Origin of the sequence: Paenibacillus sp. F4 (assembly GCF_002894905.1) — a bacterium.
In the GTDB taxonomy this organism is placed as follows: domain Bacteria; phylum Bacillota; class Bacilli; order Paenibacillales; family Paenibacillaceae; genus Paenibacillus; species Paenibacillus polymyxa_B.
Window position 1 is genome coordinate 274524 of record NZ_POVS01000009.1, and the last position, 17108, is coordinate 291631.

A 17108-nucleotide genomic window follows, 5' to 3' on the forward strand; every position below is an offset into this window, starting at 1 on the left:
AACGCGCTCCTCCTTTTCCTTCATCCTTATGCCTGTACTTCAGCTGACATAACTCCCGTTTCGTTGATATAACCGCGCAAACTTTCCAGCGCGCGATTAGCGAGAGCTTCATTTTTTTCCTTTTTGTTACGAATCCGTGTCTCCAGCTTTGGAAGCAAACCAAAGTTTGCATTCATCGGTTGAAAATGCTTAAAATCAGCGGTCGTAATATACCGCGCCATGCTGCCTAATGTCGTTTCCGCAGGAAATACAAACATTTCCTGTCCACGCGCTGCTCGTGCCGCATTCATCCCGGCCAGCAGACCAGAAGCCGCTGACTCCACATATCCCTCTACACCGGTCATTTGTCCGGCGAAGAATAGATTACTTCTTCCCTTGAACTGATAAGTTGGATGAAGTTGCTGCGGAGAATTAATAAAGGTATTGCGATGCATCACACCGTAACGTACAAACTCTGCCTCTTCAAGACCCGGAATCATTGAAAATACACGCTTTTGCTCCCCCCATTTGAGGTGAGTCTGGAAACCAACCAGATTATACAGCGTTCCTGCGGCGTTGTCCTGCCGAAGCTGAACAACTGCGTGGGGCAGTTCACCTGTATGTGGATTTACGAGACCCACAGGTTTCATCGGTCCGAACAATGCCGTTTGTTTCCCGCGTTGCATCATCACTTCGATGGGCATACAGCCTTCGAAATAAATTTCTTTTTCGAATTCCTTGACTTGCGCTACCTCAGCCGTAATCAGAGCCTCATAAAAAGCATCAAATTCCGCTTCGTTCATCGGACAATTCAAGTACGCTGCTTCTCCCTTATCATAACGGGAAGCCAGATAAACCTTGCTCATGTCGATAGAGTCCTTTTCTACAATCGGGGCTGCCGCATCGTAAAAATAAAAATACTCTTCTCCCATCAGCGATTTAATTTGTTCCGACAAAGCCGGAGAAGTTAAAGGCCCCGTCGCAATGACCACAATACCGTCCTGTGGGATTTCCTGAAGCTCTTCATTAACAACCTCGATCAAGGGATGTTGATGAAGCGTATCAGTAATATGACCGGAAAATCCGTCACGATCCACTGCCAATGCACCGCCAGCCGGAACAGCATGACGATCTGCTGCACTCAGAATCAAGGAGTTTAGTATTCTCATCTCTTCCTTCAGTACGCCTACTGCATTCGTTAGGCCGTTTGCCCGCAAGGAATTACTGCATACCAGTTCGGCAAATTTATCTGTATGATGTGCTGGTGTTTTTACAACCGGCCGCATTTCATATAACTTGACTGGCACTCCACGGCTTGCAATTTGCCAGGCAGCTTCGCTGCCCGCCAAACCTGCTCCGATGACCGTTACCTTTTGTAGTTCACTCACGTTTAAATCCCCCTGCTATTGTTGTTCTTAAGAAGTCTCTACGCTCTCATCGCTCTCTTCCAGCATTTCGCTGTGATCGCAGACAGTACAGTTGAGCTTCGTTCCTTGTTTTGTACGTTTTTCGACCATTAGGCTACTGCAACTTGGGCAAGGCTTAATGGACGGTTTATCCCAGGAAACAAAATCACATTCCGGGTAGCGGTCACATCCATAGAAGATACGTCCTTTTTTACTCCGTCGTTCGACGACATGGCCCTCACCGCATGTAGGACAATTAATCCCGATATCCTTAACAATTGGCTTTGTGTTACGGCAATCTGGAAAAGCAGAACAGGCCAGGAATTTACCGAATCGGCCAAGCTTATACACCATTTGGCTGCCACACTTATCACAAATGACATCGGATACTTCATCTTTTATTTCAATTTCTTTCATTTCTTCTTCAGCCACTTCAAGTCGCTTCTCGAATGACTCGTAAAAGTCACTCAACACCTTGACCCAATTACCTTCGCCTTCTTCGACGTGGTCAAGATCACCTTCCATATTAGCTGTAAACTCCACATTCAGAATCTCTGGAAAGAACTCCTCCATCTGTTCGATGACCAATTCGCCCAGCTCTGTAGGAAAAAATTTCTTTTCTTCAATAGCAACGTACCCACGTTTCTGAATGGTTTCCAGCGTTGGTGCATACGTACTTGGACGTCCTATACCCAGTTCTTCCAGCGTCTTCACCAGTCGCGCTTCCGTATAACGGGGAGGCGGTTGTGTAAAATGCTGCTTCGGCTCAACCGCTTCTTTTTTTAATTTATCGCCTGGTTGAAGTGGTGGCAGCAGTTTATCTTCTTCAGTTTTACCGTCGTCATTTCCCTCTACATACACTTTCATGAAACCTGGAAAACGAACCTTAGAACCTGCTGCCCGGAATATCGTCTCACCCGCTTCAATATCTACGGACAAAGTATCCATAATAGCAGAAGCCATCTGGCTGGCCATGAAACGTTCCCATACCAATTTGTACAAGCGGAACTGATCCCGACTCATAAACGGCTTAACTGTTTCCGGATCGCGTAACGCAGAGGTTGGGCGAATCGCTTCATGCGCATCCTGGGCGTTGGCCGCTTTTTTTGAATATTGTCGAGGAGTTTCAGGCACAAAAGCTTCGCCATATTTTTGAATAATTAATTCTTTCGCTTCCTCCTGAGCTGAAGCGGCGATCCGTGTGGAATCCGTACGCATATACGTAATCAGACCCACGGTCCCTTCTTTACCTAAATCCACACCCTCATATAGCTGCTGAGCTACAGACATCGTTTTAGATGCGCGGAAGTTGAGCTTCCGAGCCGCCTCCTGCTGCAAGGAACTTGTTGTGAATGGAGGAGAAGGATTGCGTAAACGCTCTTTCTCTTTCACATCGCGCACCTTGTAAGACGATTTCCCGATAGCTTCCAACACTTCTTGTACATCCGCTTCGCTGGCGAGCTCTTTCTTTTCACCGCGCAGCTTATGAAATTTCGCTTCAAAGGTGCTGTCTTTAATAGCTAGTTTAGCTGTAATCGTCCAGTATTCTTCCGGTACAAACTCACTGATCTCGTTTTCCCGGTCCAAAATAATCTTCACCGCAACCGACTGCACACGCCCAGCGGATAGACCCTTTTTTACCTTTTTCCAGAGCAACGGGCTGATTTTGTAGCCAACAAGTCGATCCAGTATTCGTCGTGCCTGCTGAGCATTGACCAAATCCATATTGATTTTACGGGGTGTTTTAAAAGCATCTTTGACAGCCTGCTTCGTAATTTCATTAAATACAACACGGCAATCTGCTGTATCGTCCAGTTCCAGCGCATGCGCCAGATGCCAGGCAATAGCCTCACCTTCGCGATCCGGGTCAGCCGCCAGATATACTTTTTTTACTTTTTTTCGGGCATCCTTTAATTCTTTTAGAATTGAGCCTTTACCTCGAATGGTAATGTATTTGGGATTAAAATCATTTTCGACCTCTACGCCGATCTGACTCTTCGGTAAATCCCTGATATGACCCATGGAAGCCTTGACGATATATTTGCTGCCTAAGTATTTGCCGATCGTCTTCGCCTTGGAAGGCGATTCCACGATGACGAGTGAATCCGCCATAGGCTCTTCCTCCTCTCAATTACACACATGAATATGATAGACTTCCTGAAATGTGGTGATTTATGACGCGGAGAGCGCTTCACAGATTGGTCATTTTTCCAGATCGCTGTACTTGTTCAGAAAGATTCCATCTGCTCCGCTGCTGCGAGTCATAATGTCAACACATTTCAGGAAGTGGGGAAGGAGTAGGAATCCGCGGCGCGGATGAATGCCATACTGCCCTCCACCTGATGTTTAAAAATGAATTTGTGCATTTACTAACTAAGGATTTTGCAAAAACAACTACTAAATAAGCTTGTATTTTGTGCCCGCTAGCTGGGCGATCCTTTTTTTTATGATTAACGATAACAGAACTGCGTGTAAAAGTCCAAAATCCCATGCCGTAGCATCAAGCAGTTCATCCAGTGTCATGGTTCCCTGTTCGAGCAACAGTATGACACGGTTTTCCTCAGAAGTCTCACTTTCTGGCACTTTGGAGACCTCCTTCAGATTAAGACTCTGCTCTCTATTGTATGAAGAAACCTCCCTTGTACGCAAATCTGCTTCATACTCTTCAATAATATCCGCAGCTTCAGTGACTGTTTTGGCTCCTTGCTTAATCAAGCTCAGCGTGCCTCTACTCTTCGGTGACGTAATGGGTCCGGGAACAGCAAACACATCTCGATTCGCCTCTAGCGCAGCATCAGCTGTAATCAAGGAGCCGCTTCTTGCATCTGCTTCGACGACGAGCGTTCCCTTCGTTAGGCCAGCTATAATCCGATTACGTTGTGGAAACATTCCCGGATGTGACCTCGTGCCTGGAGGATACTCCGATACGATCAAGCCTTTGCTAGCCATCTCTGCAAATAAAGACGCATTTTGGGGAGGATAAATTTGATCAATCGCTGTTCCCAGTACACCAATCGTGTTTCCTCCCCGGCGCAGGGCTGTTTCGTGACAAATACTGTCAATCCCTCTCGCCAATCCGCTAACTACTGTAATCCCTGCATTACATAACCCCTCTGTTAGTATCTCCGCTGCTCTACGTCCATAAGCGGTGGGAACGCGGGTTCCTACCATGGCTATAGAACATGTATGCAAAAGTGATTTATCCCCTTTTGTATACATTACCCAAGGTGGGTCAACTGTTTCCTTCATTAATAGGGGATAATCCTCATCCACATAAGTTACCGTTCCAATATCACCGGACTGAACTCGCTGATATCGTTCATGCACCCATTCTTCATCGTAACACTGAGCCGCAATTCGTGCCTGAGCAGGGCTTAATCCTATCTCAATCCACTTTTGTTCGCTAAAATACAGTAGCTCATGCAATCGATAGTCACTCGACCAAATACGCTGAATTGTTTTTCTTCCGATTCCCTCTAACTCATGCAAGCCTAACAAAAGCCATCTTTCTTCCAAACTATGGTTCCCCCATTCACGGAAGAGTGAACCCTCCCTTATTTTGTGGCACAATGAATCATTTTGCAAGCGTTTCCCTGACAAGCCTGTCTTAACGCAAAAAAAAAGCAACCTTTTTATCCCCTGTTTCAGAAGATAAAAAGGTTGCTTACCTTTCTTTCATTATACACTAGCCTGCGGCAAATTTCGATGCAGTTTTATGGCGTGTATATTAATGAAGAAACACGATTTAATGTGTCGTACACAAATTCAAAATACCACGTGCTTCCAGCACACTTACCAGTGTCGAGCCCATTTCGGAAGGAGTCGGTGCCACCTTGATCCCACAGGCTTCAAGCGTGGCAATTTTCTCTTTGGCCGTTCCTTTTCCACCAGAAATAATGGCGCCTGCATGCCCCATTCGTTTGCCCGGAGGCGCAGTCACACCGCCGATAAAACCAACTACTGGCTTCGTCATATTGTCCCTGATCCACTCGGCAGCCTCTTCCTCGGCTGTACCCCCAATTTCTCCGATCATAATGACAGCGTGAGTGTTGGGGTCCTCATTGAAACGTTGCAAAATGTCAATGAATTCTGAACCTTTAACGGGGTCACCGCCAATACCAACCGCGGAAGATTGTCCTATACCTCGGGTCGTTAACTGATGCACTGCTTCATAGGTCAAAGTACCACTACGTGACACAACACCTACATGACCTGGTAGATGAATGTAACCTGGCATAATACCGATTTTACATTCTCCAGGCGTAATAACGCCTGGGCAGTTAGGGCCAATAAGAACGGTCTTTTTACCTTCCATAAAACGTTTGACCCTGATCATATCAAGCACCGGAATCCCCTCCGTGATACAAATCACGAGATCTAATTCCGCATCTACAGCTTCCAAAATGGAATCTGCTGCAAAAGCCGGTGGCACGTAAATCACGCTCGCTGTTGCGCCAGTAGCTTCCTTGGCTTCGCTTACTGTGTTAAACACTGGCAATTTGACCTGTTGTCCGTTCTCCAGTGTAATTTCTACCTCGGTGCCCCCCTTACCCGGAGAGGTGCCACCTACCATTTGTGTACCGTAATCAAGTGCACCCTTGGCATGAAACAACGCCGTTTTTCCCGTAATCCCCTGTGTAATCACCTTTGTATGCTTATCGACCAAAATACTCACGATCTTCACATCCCCTATCGTTTATTCGGCATATCGGAATGCAAACAGGCTATTGAACAAGTTCGACGATTTTTTGGGCGCCATCCGCCATGGAATCCGCTGCTACGATATTCAAACCGGATTCCGCTAAAATCTGTTTGCCGAGCTCAACATTTGTCCCTTCAAGACGGACAACAAGCGGACGAGTCAGCCCCAACTGTTTGGCAGCCTCCACGACGCCGTTCGCAATGATGTCACACTGCATAATTCCGCCGAAAATGTTCACGAAAATACCTTCAACCTTCGGATCGGACAAAATGATTTTGAACGCTTCGGTTACCTTTTCCGTCGTCGCACCGCCCCCTACGTCCAGGAAGTTGGCCGGATCGCCACCGTAATATTTGATAATATCCATGGTTGCCATCGCCAAGCCCGCACCATTGACCATACAGCCAATATTTCCGTCCAGAGCGATATAGCTTAGATCGTATTTAGATGCCTCAATTTCCTTCTCATCCTCTTCATCCAAATCACGCAATTCCAAAATATCCTTATGACGGAACAACGCATTAGAATCAAAATTCAGTTTGGCATCCAACGCCAGTACATTCCCATCACCCGTAACGACTAAGGGATTGATTTCTGCAATCGAACAGTCCTTGTCCACAAAAGCTTCGTATAGCGCCAGCATAAACTTAACCGCTTTGTTTACCAGTTCATTGGGGATATTAATGTCATACGCCAACTTACGGGCCTGATACACCTGAAGCCCAATCGCTGGATCAACAACCGCTTTAAAAATCTTCTCCGGAGTGGCTGCAGCCACCTCTTCGATTTCCGTACCGCCTTCTTCTGAGGCCATCATTACGATACGTCCAGTCGCACGATCTACGACAACGCCGACGTAATATTCTTTACGAATATCGCAGCCTTCCTCAACCAAAAGGCGTTTGACCTCTTTACCTTCAGGTCCGGTCTGATGCGTCACCAGCACCTTACCCAAAATTTCAGAAGCAAAAGTCCGCACCTCATCCAAACCTTTGGCAACTTTCACGCCACCCGCTTTACCGCGTCCACCAGCATGAATTTGTGCTTTCACCACCGTAACAGCGCTTCCAAGCGATTCTGCCGCAGCAACGGCTTCCTCCACCGTATAGGCAACCTTACCGTTCGGTACAGCCACTCCGTACTGCTTCAATACTTCTTTACCCTGATATTCATGGATATTCATTCTGGAATCCTCCTATCAACATGACTGCAACAAGGGCGGTTCACAAGGAAATCTATACTAAACCTACATCATTGTAACATGTTTTTAAAACGCTTTCCTTATAATTCAACCTCATGAATTACAGTATTTTGATATCATTATCATTCCCAAAATCGAATGTTTGGATATTATTGGATATTCCTTTAATACAAATTCACACAAAAAAAGCACCTCTACAATATGGGATTACCTAATCCACATTAAGAGGCACTTTAAATTCTTCAAGCATTATTAGGTATTTTTTCTTTCAGCTGAGAACAACTCATGCCATAAGATTCGCAAGAGCAACTGAAAATACCTTATGATTTTTCAATTTGTACATTCGCTTGATGAACACGATCGAGCAGATCATTGAACTGGAGCAGAAGCGACCCAAATTGATCATGATCCATACTTGTTTTTTCCTGGATGCATCCTGGTACAGACAGAGCTTTTTCCCGTAATGCGCTTCCCTCTGTCGTCAAAGAAATCAGCACCTTACGCTCATCCTGAGTGGAACGCTTTCGATCGATAAGCCCGGCGTTCTGCAATCTCTTCAATAGCGGAGTTAGTGTGCCGGAGTCCAAATATAGTGCCTCACCCAATTCCTTCACTGTACACTCTTCACGCTCCCAGAGCACGATAAGTACCAAATATTGCGAGTACGTCACACCGAGCTTTTCCAGATAAGGCTGGTATAGCTTCGTAATCTCTCTGGAGCATGCATATATGGCAAAGCATAACTGATTATCAAGTTTCAACGCTGTACCTTCATTAGGATTGTTTTCCATACTGTCTGATCACCTACTTTCGTCATTATTTTAGCACATTATATAATAAAATACATGCTAATTGCACAAAATACTTTACAAACAATAATTATTTTGATAAATTAAATTGTGTAAAATATAAATTGAGCGAGAGGCAGTGATTGGATTATGATGACCATTCAACAAAAAATGTATGAAACAACAGTAAAAGCGGTTGGTGGACGTAACGGTTATATCGAGTCTTCTTCCCCTGAACTTCGTTTAGATATTGATACCCCAAAAGAAATGGGCGGCGCAGGCGGTGCAGGTACGAATCCAGAGCAATTATTCGCAGCAGGCTATTCCGCTTGCTTTGACAGTGCCTTAAATATGGTTGCTCGCATGCAACGTGTTAAGCATGAAGGTACTGAAGTAACAGCTACGGTCCATTTCGGCAAAGTGGAAGACGGCGGCTTCGGAATCGGAGTAAGTCTCGACGTACTGGTAAAAGGCGTCGATCATGAAACTGCAGTAAAACTGGTGGAAGGCGCACACGAACAATGTCCATACTCCCGCGCTACCCGCGGTAATATTGAAGTGAAACTGAACGTTTTGTAACTTAGATTTCCTTAAGCTTATGTAGGGTGACGTCTCATCTCTCTTCATGGATTCAATCGTTTCGTTAGAATAAAGTTCACAACAAGCCCCTCAACCGTTTTGGTCGAGGGGTTTATTATCCTTTGAGCTATCCATCCCTTAAAGACTGTTTGTTTTTTTCCATCAAGTAACATGGAAGATGATGCATAATCGTATATACGAAAATGATATACTCATAGTATAATCACTATTGTCATAATCTTATTTTTCTTCTCCAGGTCTTTTTGCCTGGAGCTTTTTTTTGCTCTTTTTTCCACTTTCTATTGTACATACCCCTTGAAAAAACTCTTTCATAAAGATAATGTGTTATAACTACTAAGTTTTATCGCCTTTTTAACTTTCAGGAAAACTGGCATTTGCTCTATCCATGTGGCGGTATTGAATAGCTTCAGCCACATGTGAAGTCAAAATTTTCTCTGAGTCATGTAAGTCTGCAATGGTACGCGAAAGCTTGAGAATTCGATCATACGCACGCATGCTTAAACCGAGTGCGTCCATTGTTTGATCAAGCAACTCCGCTGCATTTTTTTCTAATACAGCATATTTACGAAGCATCTGACCGGACAGCTCACTATTCCATGAAAAGGGAAGCTTGCTATATCTGTGGATTTGTATCGCTTGAGCAGCCAGCACCTGTCTTCGCATTTCAGCGGACGACAATGATTCTTTTTCCTCCCGCCAATCCTTCGGTTGCGATACTTCAAGCTGAAGATCAATCCGATCCAGCAGTGGACCAGAAATACGTGAACGGTAGCGGGCTACTGCTGCAGGTGAACAGGTACAGCGCTGATGTTCCGTGTCATTTCCGAAAAAGCCACAATGACACGGATTTAAAGAGGCAGCAAGTAAGAAATGCGCCGGATACTTAAAAACAGCACGTGAACGACTGATCGTAACATTGTGGTCTTCCAAAGGTTGACGCAGCACTTCTAGTACATGACGGCTAAACTCAGGCAACTCATCCAGAAATAAAATTCCCCGGTGTGCAAGACTGATTTCTCCTGGTTTGGGTATACCTCCCCCACCCACCAAACCAGCAGCAGAGATCGTATGATGAGGCGAACGGAAGGGACGAATATTCATCAGATGAGGCGATGACTCCTTCCACTTCCCGGCAGCGCTGTATACTTTGGTGACTTCAAGCGCCTCCTTTTCAGTCAAAGGCGGAAGGATAGATGGCAACCTGCGGATGAGCATTGTTTTCCCAGCCCCCGGCGTTCCCATAAGCAGGATATTATGCATTCCGGCTGCAGCGATGACTAACGCACGCTTGGCGTGCAACTGACCCAACACATCGCTGTAATCCTCCATGTTGCTAGTTATCCCTTCTTTTTCACACAACGGTATATGCTCTGCTTGAGGTAAATGGTCATAGGAACAGATCATGACTTGTTTACTGGCAGTACAACTCTGATTTGTCGCTGGGCTATCAACAGTGCCTTGTGCACGATCTTCAATCGGAATAAGATCTGCTAGATGACGTATAGCGTAAATACGTATATCCGCAATTAGACGAGCCTCGCTTGCGTTTTCTTGAGGAAGCAGCACGGAATCGAATCCTTCTCGCTTGGCCAGATCAACCATAGACAACACCCCATTTACAGGACGAATGCTGCCATCCAGTGCCAGCTCGCCAATAAACAGCGTTCGTTCCCCTACTGGTAAAACAACCTGTCCGCTGGTTGTCAGCAAGCCTAAAGCGATAGCAAGATCAAAAGATGATCCTTCCTTACGCAAATCAGCAGGAGCTAAGTTAATCGTGACACGCTGGGACGGATATTTGAAACCGCAGTTTTTGATTGCTGCTCTCACACGCTCTACTGCCTCTCGAATCGCTGAATCCGGCAATCCGATAATTGCGGTCTGAGGCAAGCCATTGGACAAATCAGTCTCAACTTCGATCAGAACGCCATCTATCCCATATAGACAAGCTCCATGTAATTTTCCATACATATCAAAAAAGCACCTCTCCTCATATTGAAATGTCCCTCTCGGGAATCATTGCCTATATGAAAAAAGGTGCTTCCAAATTTTCATTTATTGCAAATATAATGTTCTAATTTTAGCTCTCAACCCTAATTTCAAATCCTCAACTAAGCTTATCTAACAACAGATTATTTGTCAATTAAGGTTAGCTTATCGACTGCTGGAGTACGTGGTCTTGATTCCAGGGCTCGCCCAAATCAAGTTTGGACAGCACTTCAACTAGCGCAGCATCCTCCTGAACAGGAACACCATGTTCTTTGGCTTTTTCTAAAATGCTATCCGCAATGCGGCCGCTCCCCTTGGCAACGACGATCGGCGCTTCGCTCTCACCAGGCGTATATTTAAGGGCGACCGCCTTCTTCATGGAAGGAGAAGAAGGTTGCAAGGGCTCTCCTGCGGATGAGCATCGTTTTTTTCCAACACCCGGCGGTCCCATAAGAAGGATATTATGATACATTGTCACGCATTGAAAAACCAAGTAATATCAAGGGTTTGACAATACTAAGCGGTTTTTCTTTCGGCGGGAGATCGCTTTTTTTCTTGTAGGCTCTATTAAACACATTTGCGATTTTTTTATAATTTCATAAATACTATCAATTTAAAATTTATCAGGAGCGATGTATTGTCGAGTTTACTTTCCACAATGATGTAACTCTAAAAAGAAGACAAGTAAGCCGTCTCCCTTTAGGTCGGCGTGAAGAGGAGAAGCCGAAGGCTTGACGAGCGTTTCCTATTGCCGTCGTAGGCGGGAGTGCGGTTTCCATTCTTTATTGATATTCTTTATCCTAACTAAAGGATAAATCATCATGGATAACTGGGATCGCCGATAGATAAGTCTGATGAGAAATTGAAGGAACAAAAAAAAACCTGAGATGTCAGGACTTTTTTTGCTCTGTGCGCTGCCCGAATTCGACATTTTATTTCCGCGTAGTGGCGGGAGTTTTCAGTTTTCACCCGTGAGAAGTGCGTTCAGCAGGTCTGAACGATTAGAAAACCACGACTGAAAGTCGTATATTGAGGGGACTACCCCAGCCAGTATTCCCACGTACAATTACTATACCGTCGTCATGCGGAACGACGTTATGGATCGTCATGGTAGCAGCTCCTTGAAACGGCTTAACTTGACCGCCAAAAATACCAATTTCCGTGATCGAGACAAGTACCCTACTTGAGGAATTAACAAACCCAGCCAGGTTCAAGCGACTTTGAAACAAATTCGGACCTACATTGTTGAGACTAAAAATGAATGCGGTACCTGCTTTAGTTCTTAGGCGACGCGTAGGTTTCAGAATTTTTCTAGAAGAATTTACTTTTCCCATTCGAATCAACTTCCCTTCTTTTTTGATAATATAGAATATGCTAGTTTTTATAGAATCGAAACAGACAAACGGATTGGAAAAAGTGACTATCTTTATCACTAGGCAATAAAAAAAGCCCCGCGATGTCAGGGCTATGGTCTAAAACTTGATTGAAGTGAGCGAACGAAAAACGACGGAGAGCTGCTCAAGCGGATTGCCACGCTACAAATGAAGATCAAGGAACTCCGTGAGAACGAATAGAATTACCGAGAGCTGCACGATTAGAAAAGATCCGCTGACCATAAATTTGACGCTTTTATGGATCAGCAGAATATTATGCATTCCTGCTGCAGCGATAACTAACGCACGTTTGGCGTGTAGCTGACCCAATACATCGCTGTAATCCTCCATTATTACTGATCAGCGCTTCTTGCTCACGCAACGGTATATGCTCTGCTTGGGGTAATGGTCATAGGAATGGATTATGACTTGTTCACTGGCAGTACAATTTTGATTGGTCGCTTGGCCGTCCGGTCAGAACGCCATCTATCCATATAGACAAGCTCCATGTAGTTTTCCATACATATCAAAAAAGCACCTCTCCTCATATTGAAATGTCCCTCTCGGGAATCATTGCCTATATGAAAAAAGGTGCTTCCAAATCTTCATTTATTGCAAATATAATGTTCTAAATTAGCTCTCAACCCTAATTTCAAATCCTCAACTAAGCTTATCTGACGACAGATTATTTGTCAAACAAGGTCAGCTTGTCGGCTGCCGGAGTACGTGGCCTTGATTCCGGGATAACGTCAGGATAGCCTGCATATATCATTCCTATTACCTTCTCACCCGGTTGAATTCCTAAGTGCTCACGGAACTTAGGCGAATACAAAAATGGCTTTGTCACCCAAAACGTTCCGATTCCTTTGCTCCATGCGGCAAGCATAAAGTTTTGTACAAGCGCGCTGACCGCTGCAAAATCCTCATCCCAAACCGCTTGACGCGGGTCTTCTTCCAATACTACTAAAAGCTGGATCGGGTTGTGCAAAATGCCGCTCTCAAACTTGTTGTCCTTACCAATATCGGCTGCAATTGCTTTTGCAAGCTTTTTCCGTCCTTCACCAGCAAACAACAGAAAACGCCACGGTTCACGCATTTTATGATTAGGAGCCCACACAGCGACGTCGAGCAGTTCTTTGATCGTATCTACCGGAATGGAGTCGGATTTAAATCGTTTAATCGTCCGACGTTCCTGAATTACATCTATGACATGTTCACTAAAGGTATGCTTTGTCACGTAAATCCTCCTTCACAGGTACAACTTCTCGATATTCATTTTCAGATGAAAATGATAACTATTCTCAATAAAATATACCTGTAGCTTTCCTTCCTGTCAACCTGCACATATGAATTCAGTCCCGCACTCTTACCTTTGAATAAGCTCTTACTCGTTTAAAATGCGCCTATTAAATGGTCCGTAACAACTGCCTTTTCGTCAGTTAATTGTACAGAAATCATGTCAAAACGGATTGGAGCTTCTCCAATCCTGTTCATGCGCAAATATACAGCGGCTGTTTGGCGAACTTGGGCTATTTTACGCGCAGTAACTGATTCTGCTGGCGTTCCATACTTGGAGCTACTTCGACTACGTACCTCAATAAACACGAGTGTATGCTCCTGCTTGGCAATCAGATCTATTTCACCACTGCGGCATCGCCAATTACGCTCTATGATACGGTAACCCAAGTTTTCTAAAAACAAAGCCGCTGCCTCTTCGCCCATCGCTCCTTTGGCTTTCCGTTGATCCTTGCCTCCAGCCTTCATTTCATTCGACATCACCAGTCATCCCTTGATGCAAGCCGATCCATTTGATATATATAGGTAAGCACCTCTGCCACCAACTGATAGAGCTCAGCAGGAATTTGTTCGTCCAAATCGAGTTTGGATAGTACTTCAACCAGCGCAGCATCCTCCTGTACTGGAACACCATGTTCTTTAGCTTTTTCTAAAATGCTATCCGCAATACGGCCACTCCCTTTGGCAACGACAATCGGTGCTTCGCTCTCACCAGGCGTATATTTAAGGGCGACCGCCTTCTTTATGGAAGGAGAAGGAGGTTCCAACGGCTCTTTCATATTTTAAGATCGACTCCTTTATACGGCTGAGGCACATAGCTTTGTACTTCAGAAGAGGCGAGACTGTTCTGTTCAGTTCTTATGGGCATGGGCTCGGCACGAAGCGATAGAAGTTGGTATCCTAGTGACTCCAACGCTGTGTGAATGGACTCACGCCCACTGGTTAACAACGAAGCAGCCCATTCATGATCATTATGGAGCTTGACACTTACAATCCGATCTACAACCTGGACATCTACCAAGGTCGGTCCAAGCCCCTTCATGTCCAAATCAAACCATAGACGACAGTTGGAGGCGTCCAGCTCTCCTCGTTTGCCGCGGCGGGACTGAATCTGGATCGTAGCTGTTTCACGACCGTCCGGTCCAACGAACGGTATAAACATGTGTACTTGGGCAAAAGGCGCCGTTCGGTCTGTGTTGAGCAGCAACTGCTGACCTGTCAGGTGCTGTACAACCTGCTGAGCCGCCTCTTTCAAAGCGGGCGGCAGATCGTCACTGCTCATCAGCTGGAGCAACGCCCCTTTTACGGTATCTGCGTCTGCTGACACCATGTCCCCAGACGCAGCCGCTAATCCCGGCAGCAACTGGGGCATTCCCTCTGGCGGCTCCATACGTGCCGCCGCCCCTTGCGCGACCTGTGTAGTCGCGCGGTGCACTTGCTGCTCGTGCTCTGCACCGAGCAGCTTCAGTACGCGGCCCACCCACGGGTCTTCCGTGGGGGTGAGCTGCGGGCTGGACGCTGCAGGCTGCGATGCAGTGGCGTCTGCAGCCCGCAAAGCGCCGGCCATTGGCTGCGCCACTTCCGTTGCGGGCTGCTCTGGCACGGCCGTGCTCAGCGCGGGTGGCACCGCCGCGCGTAGCTCTTGCAGCAACGTGCGCAGCCGCTGGAGCGGCACCTCTGGCGCAGCAGTGTTACCTGCTGTGGATTGCGGCACAGGGGCACCAGCCTGCTGTGCGGTGGGACGGTCAGCCGTGGCCGCGTTTAAGGCTGTCTTTGCCCCCGCAGGCTCTGCCGTGGCAGCCGCTGGAGCGCCATCCGCATCCTTAAGCTGTGTGCTTGCCGCAGTGGCTTGCTGTGACTGTGACTGCTCCACTCTGGTGCGGGGACCATTTAATGCATCAGCACCCGATTCTGGAGCATTTACGCTAGCTTCCGATGCCACTGTCGCTCCGCGTCCATTGACTGCCTCCGCTTCTCCTGGAGCAGTCCCTTTGGCTGCAGATGTAGCCCCCGTCGCAGTATCTGAATCTGTTGCCAAAGCACTCGCTTCACTCACTGCAGCAGCAAGGTTGGCTGCTTGAGTCCCTTTTAACAATTCCTTACCGCCTGTGGTTTGTCCAGCTTCTGCCTGCTTTGCAACGGTAGAAGCATCCTTGGACAATATAGGAGCTTGGCCTTCCTGTCCATCTACTACCACCCCGGAAGAAGCACCTGTTGGACTAGCAGACATTCGATCAGCGCTCTTTATAGCTGTTGATTCCCCCACTGAGCGTTCAGTGGATATTCCCTGTCCTTGCTGTTTTAAAACCGTTTCAAGCTCTTGCTCCAGCGAAGACAACAGATCATTTAAAGGAGGCCCAAACATCGCTTGACGCAATCCGTTTATGCTTTCTGCCGTCAATGGAAGTCCCCGCTGAAAGGCAACTGCCGCCGCCTGCACAAACGTTCCCAATTGTACATTGCCGCTTTGCTTCGCCATAGCTTCTCGCAAAGAAGCCGCATTTTCAGATGTCAACGGCACACCATTCTTTTGCATTGCCTGTATAAGCTCCCTGTTCTGAGCTGTATCCGGCAGTCCCACCGATTCCAATACATCTGTCAGCGCTACGGTTTGCTGTACTGTATTGGCCACATCGTTCAGAGGCTTAAGCACCGTCATTCCGCTGGGGGAAGCCGGTTGAACCTGAAACGTTGTAGTCTGTCCAGGTTGAAGAGGGGTCTCCAGCTTTGCCCTGACCTGAGAACCTTGTATTTGCAACACAGCCTCGCCGCCGTCCTCAGACACCTTTAGCACGACTCCTCGTACGACCTGACCTGGCTGCATATCAAGTTTTTTTGCCTCTCCAGCCTTCACATCTCCAAGTAATCCACGAAATACAGTTCCGATGTTCATATCGCCCCTCCTCTCACTCTCCCCCATTCAAAGGGGCTTATGGTATTAGTTATACTTTATATCGGCATTGTCCCGATTCATAATAAGTAACTACAGATCAAACAGCGTCGGTTGCTCCGTCAACAGATTGCCCAGAAAGCTACGTCTATGCATCTTTGTAGGTCCTAGCGCCAAAATTTGTTCCCTGTGTAACTTGGTAGCGTAACCTTTATGTATACCGATCCCATATTCCGGATACTTCGCATCCCATTCACCTTTACACAGCCGATCACGGGTTACCTTGGCGATGATAGAGGCCGCCGCAATAGACTGACTGTTGGCATCTCCTTTAATAATAGAGAGTTGAGGAATAGGCACATCTACCTTTTCTGCATCCACCAGTAAATAATCAGGAGACACATGTAAAGCCTCAATAGCCTGCTTCATAGCCAAACGGGCTGCTTGCTTAATATTGATATCATCAATCGTCTGCGCGTCTACATAGCCAACTCCTACAGCAATGGCCTTCTCCATAATCAGCTCGTAGTATGCTTCTCTCTTCTTGTCCGTCAATTTTTTGGAATCATCCACACCTTCCAGTAACTCACCCACTGGTAAAATGACTGCGGCGGCCACAACATCACCAAACAGACATCCACGACCTACCTCGTCAATACCTGCAATCCGCTCACAAGACTGCTCCCAGCATTTTTTTTCATAATGTAGCATGTCCTTCACTACAATCTCTTTGTCTTCCATATTCAATACCTGCCCATCTATATGTAGTTTAACGCGTCATTCATGCCGTAGCTCTAGCGATTGAATTCAGCTTACCACAGACCTTCATCGTCCAAAACCCTTTTCTAACTGCCTTCAAATACCAAAAAGAACCTTCCTCCTCT

General features: G+C 46.3%; 14 protein-coding genes and 1 pseudogene. 1 reads left to right on the top strand and 14 read right to left on the bottom strand.

What is annotated here, in order from left to right:
- Positions 1 to 26: 26 nt before the first annotated feature.
- The 6 genes from trmFO to C1T21_RS08245 all read right to left on the bottom strand — a co-directional run bounded on the left by trmFO (position 27) and on the right by C1T21_RS08245 (position 8079).
- The gene (trmFO, locus tag C1T21_RS08220) at positions 27 to 1367 is read right to left on the bottom strand and encodes an FADH(2)-oxidizing methylenetetrahydrofolate--tRNA-(uracil(54)-C(5))-methyltransferase TrmFO (RefSeq protein ID WP_025723278.1); all 1341 of its coding nucleotides are present in this window, start codon (positions 1365 to 1367) and stop codon (positions 27 to 29) included.
- A 27-nt stretch (positions 1368 to 1394) separates the two neighbouring features.
- Positions 1395 to 3497, bottom strand: a complete 2103-nt coding sequence (topA, locus tag C1T21_RS08225) for a type I DNA topoisomerase (protein WP_103047884.1) — start codon at positions 3495 to 3497, stop codon at positions 1395 to 1397.
- Positions 3498 to 3782: 285 nt separating this feature from the next.
- Positions 3783 to 4901, bottom strand: a complete 1119-nt coding sequence (gene dprA / locus C1T21_RS08230) for a DNA-processing protein DprA (RefSeq protein WP_103047885.1) — start codon at positions 4899 to 4901, stop codon at positions 3783 to 3785.
- Positions 4902 to 5130: 229 nt separating this feature from the next.
- Positions 5131 to 6060, bottom strand: coding sequence for a succinate--CoA ligase subunit alpha (sucD, locus tag C1T21_RS08235; protein WP_025723280.1), 930 nt, complete (start codon positions 6058 to 6060; stop codon positions 5131 to 5133).
- A 49-nt stretch (positions 6061 to 6109) separates the two neighbouring features.
- Positions 6110 to 7270, bottom strand: a complete 1161-nt coding sequence (gene sucC / locus C1T21_RS08240; protein WP_053325253.1) for an ADP-forming succinate--CoA ligase subunit beta — start codon at positions 7268 to 7270, stop codon at positions 6110 to 6112.
- 338 nt (positions 7271 to 7608) lie between these two features.
- Complete coding sequence (locus C1T21_RS08245) at positions 7609 to 8079, bottom strand: MarR family winged helix-turn-helix transcriptional regulator (RefSeq protein WP_103047886.1); 471 nt, start codon at positions 8077 to 8079, stop codon at positions 7609 to 7611.
- Between the two features lie 147 nt (positions 8080 to 8226).
- Here C1T21_RS08245 and C1T21_RS08250 point away from each other — a divergent pair, with 147 nt between their 5' ends.
- Positions 8227 to 8655: an organic hydroperoxide resistance protein gene (locus C1T21_RS08250; protein WP_103047887.1), complete on the top strand. Its 429-nt coding sequence runs from the start codon at positions 8227 to 8229 to the stop codon at positions 8653 to 8655.
- A 372-nt stretch (positions 8656 to 9027) separates the two neighbouring features.
- Here C1T21_RS08250 and C1T21_RS08255 read toward each other — a convergent pair whose 3' ends face one another.
- From C1T21_RS08255 to C1T21_RS08295, 8 genes and pseudogenes are all read right to left on the bottom strand, one after another.
- Positions 9028 to 10647: a YifB family Mg chelatase-like AAA ATPase gene (locus tag C1T21_RS08255; RefSeq protein WP_103047888.1), complete on the bottom strand. Its 1620-nt coding sequence runs from the start codon at positions 10645 to 10647 to the stop codon at positions 9028 to 9030.
- Positions 10648 to 10825: 178 nt separating this feature from the next.
- Positions 10826 to 11044 carry an EscU/YscU/HrcU family type III secretion system export apparatus switch protein gene (locus C1T21_RS08260; RefSeq protein ID WP_103047889.1) on the bottom strand — a complete coding sequence of 73 codons (219 nt, stop codon included), beginning with the start codon at positions 11042 to 11044 and terminating at the stop codon, positions 10826 to 10828.
- Positions 11045 to 12221: 1177 nt separating this feature from the next.
- Positions 12222 to 12512: pseudogene (locus C1T21_RS28440) on the bottom strand (ATP-binding protein); the annotation flags it as partial.
- A gap of 211 nt (positions 12513 to 12723) precedes the next feature.
- Complete coding sequence (locus C1T21_RS08275) at positions 12724 to 13275, bottom strand: nitroreductase family protein (protein ID WP_025723284.1); 552 nt, start codon at positions 13273 to 13275, stop codon at positions 12724 to 12726.
- Positions 13276 to 13430: 155 nt separating this feature from the next.
- Positions 13431 to 13814, bottom strand: coding sequence for a YraN family protein (locus tag C1T21_RS08280; protein WP_103047891.1), 384 nt, complete (start codon positions 13812 to 13814; stop codon positions 13431 to 13433).
- Positions 13814 to 14113, bottom strand: coding sequence for an EscU/YscU/HrcU family type III secretion system export apparatus switch protein (locus C1T21_RS08285; RefSeq protein WP_023988176.1), 300 nt, complete (start codon positions 14111 to 14113; stop codon positions 13814 to 13816). Before C1T21_RS08285 ends, C1T21_RS08280 begins: the two co-directional genes overlap by 1 nt.
- Complete coding sequence (locus C1T21_RS08290; RefSeq protein ID WP_103047892.1) at positions 14110 to 16227, bottom strand: DNA ligase; 2118 nt, start codon at positions 16225 to 16227, stop codon at positions 14110 to 14112. The genes C1T21_RS08285 and C1T21_RS08290 overlap by 4 nt, the downstream gene beginning before the upstream one ends.
- A 90-nt stretch (positions 16228 to 16317) precedes the next feature.
- Entirely contained in the window at positions 16318 to 16965 is a 648-nt protein-coding gene (locus C1T21_RS08295; protein WP_081112524.1) for a ribonuclease HII, read from the bottom strand.
- Positions 16966 to 17108: the final 143 nt, after the last annotated feature.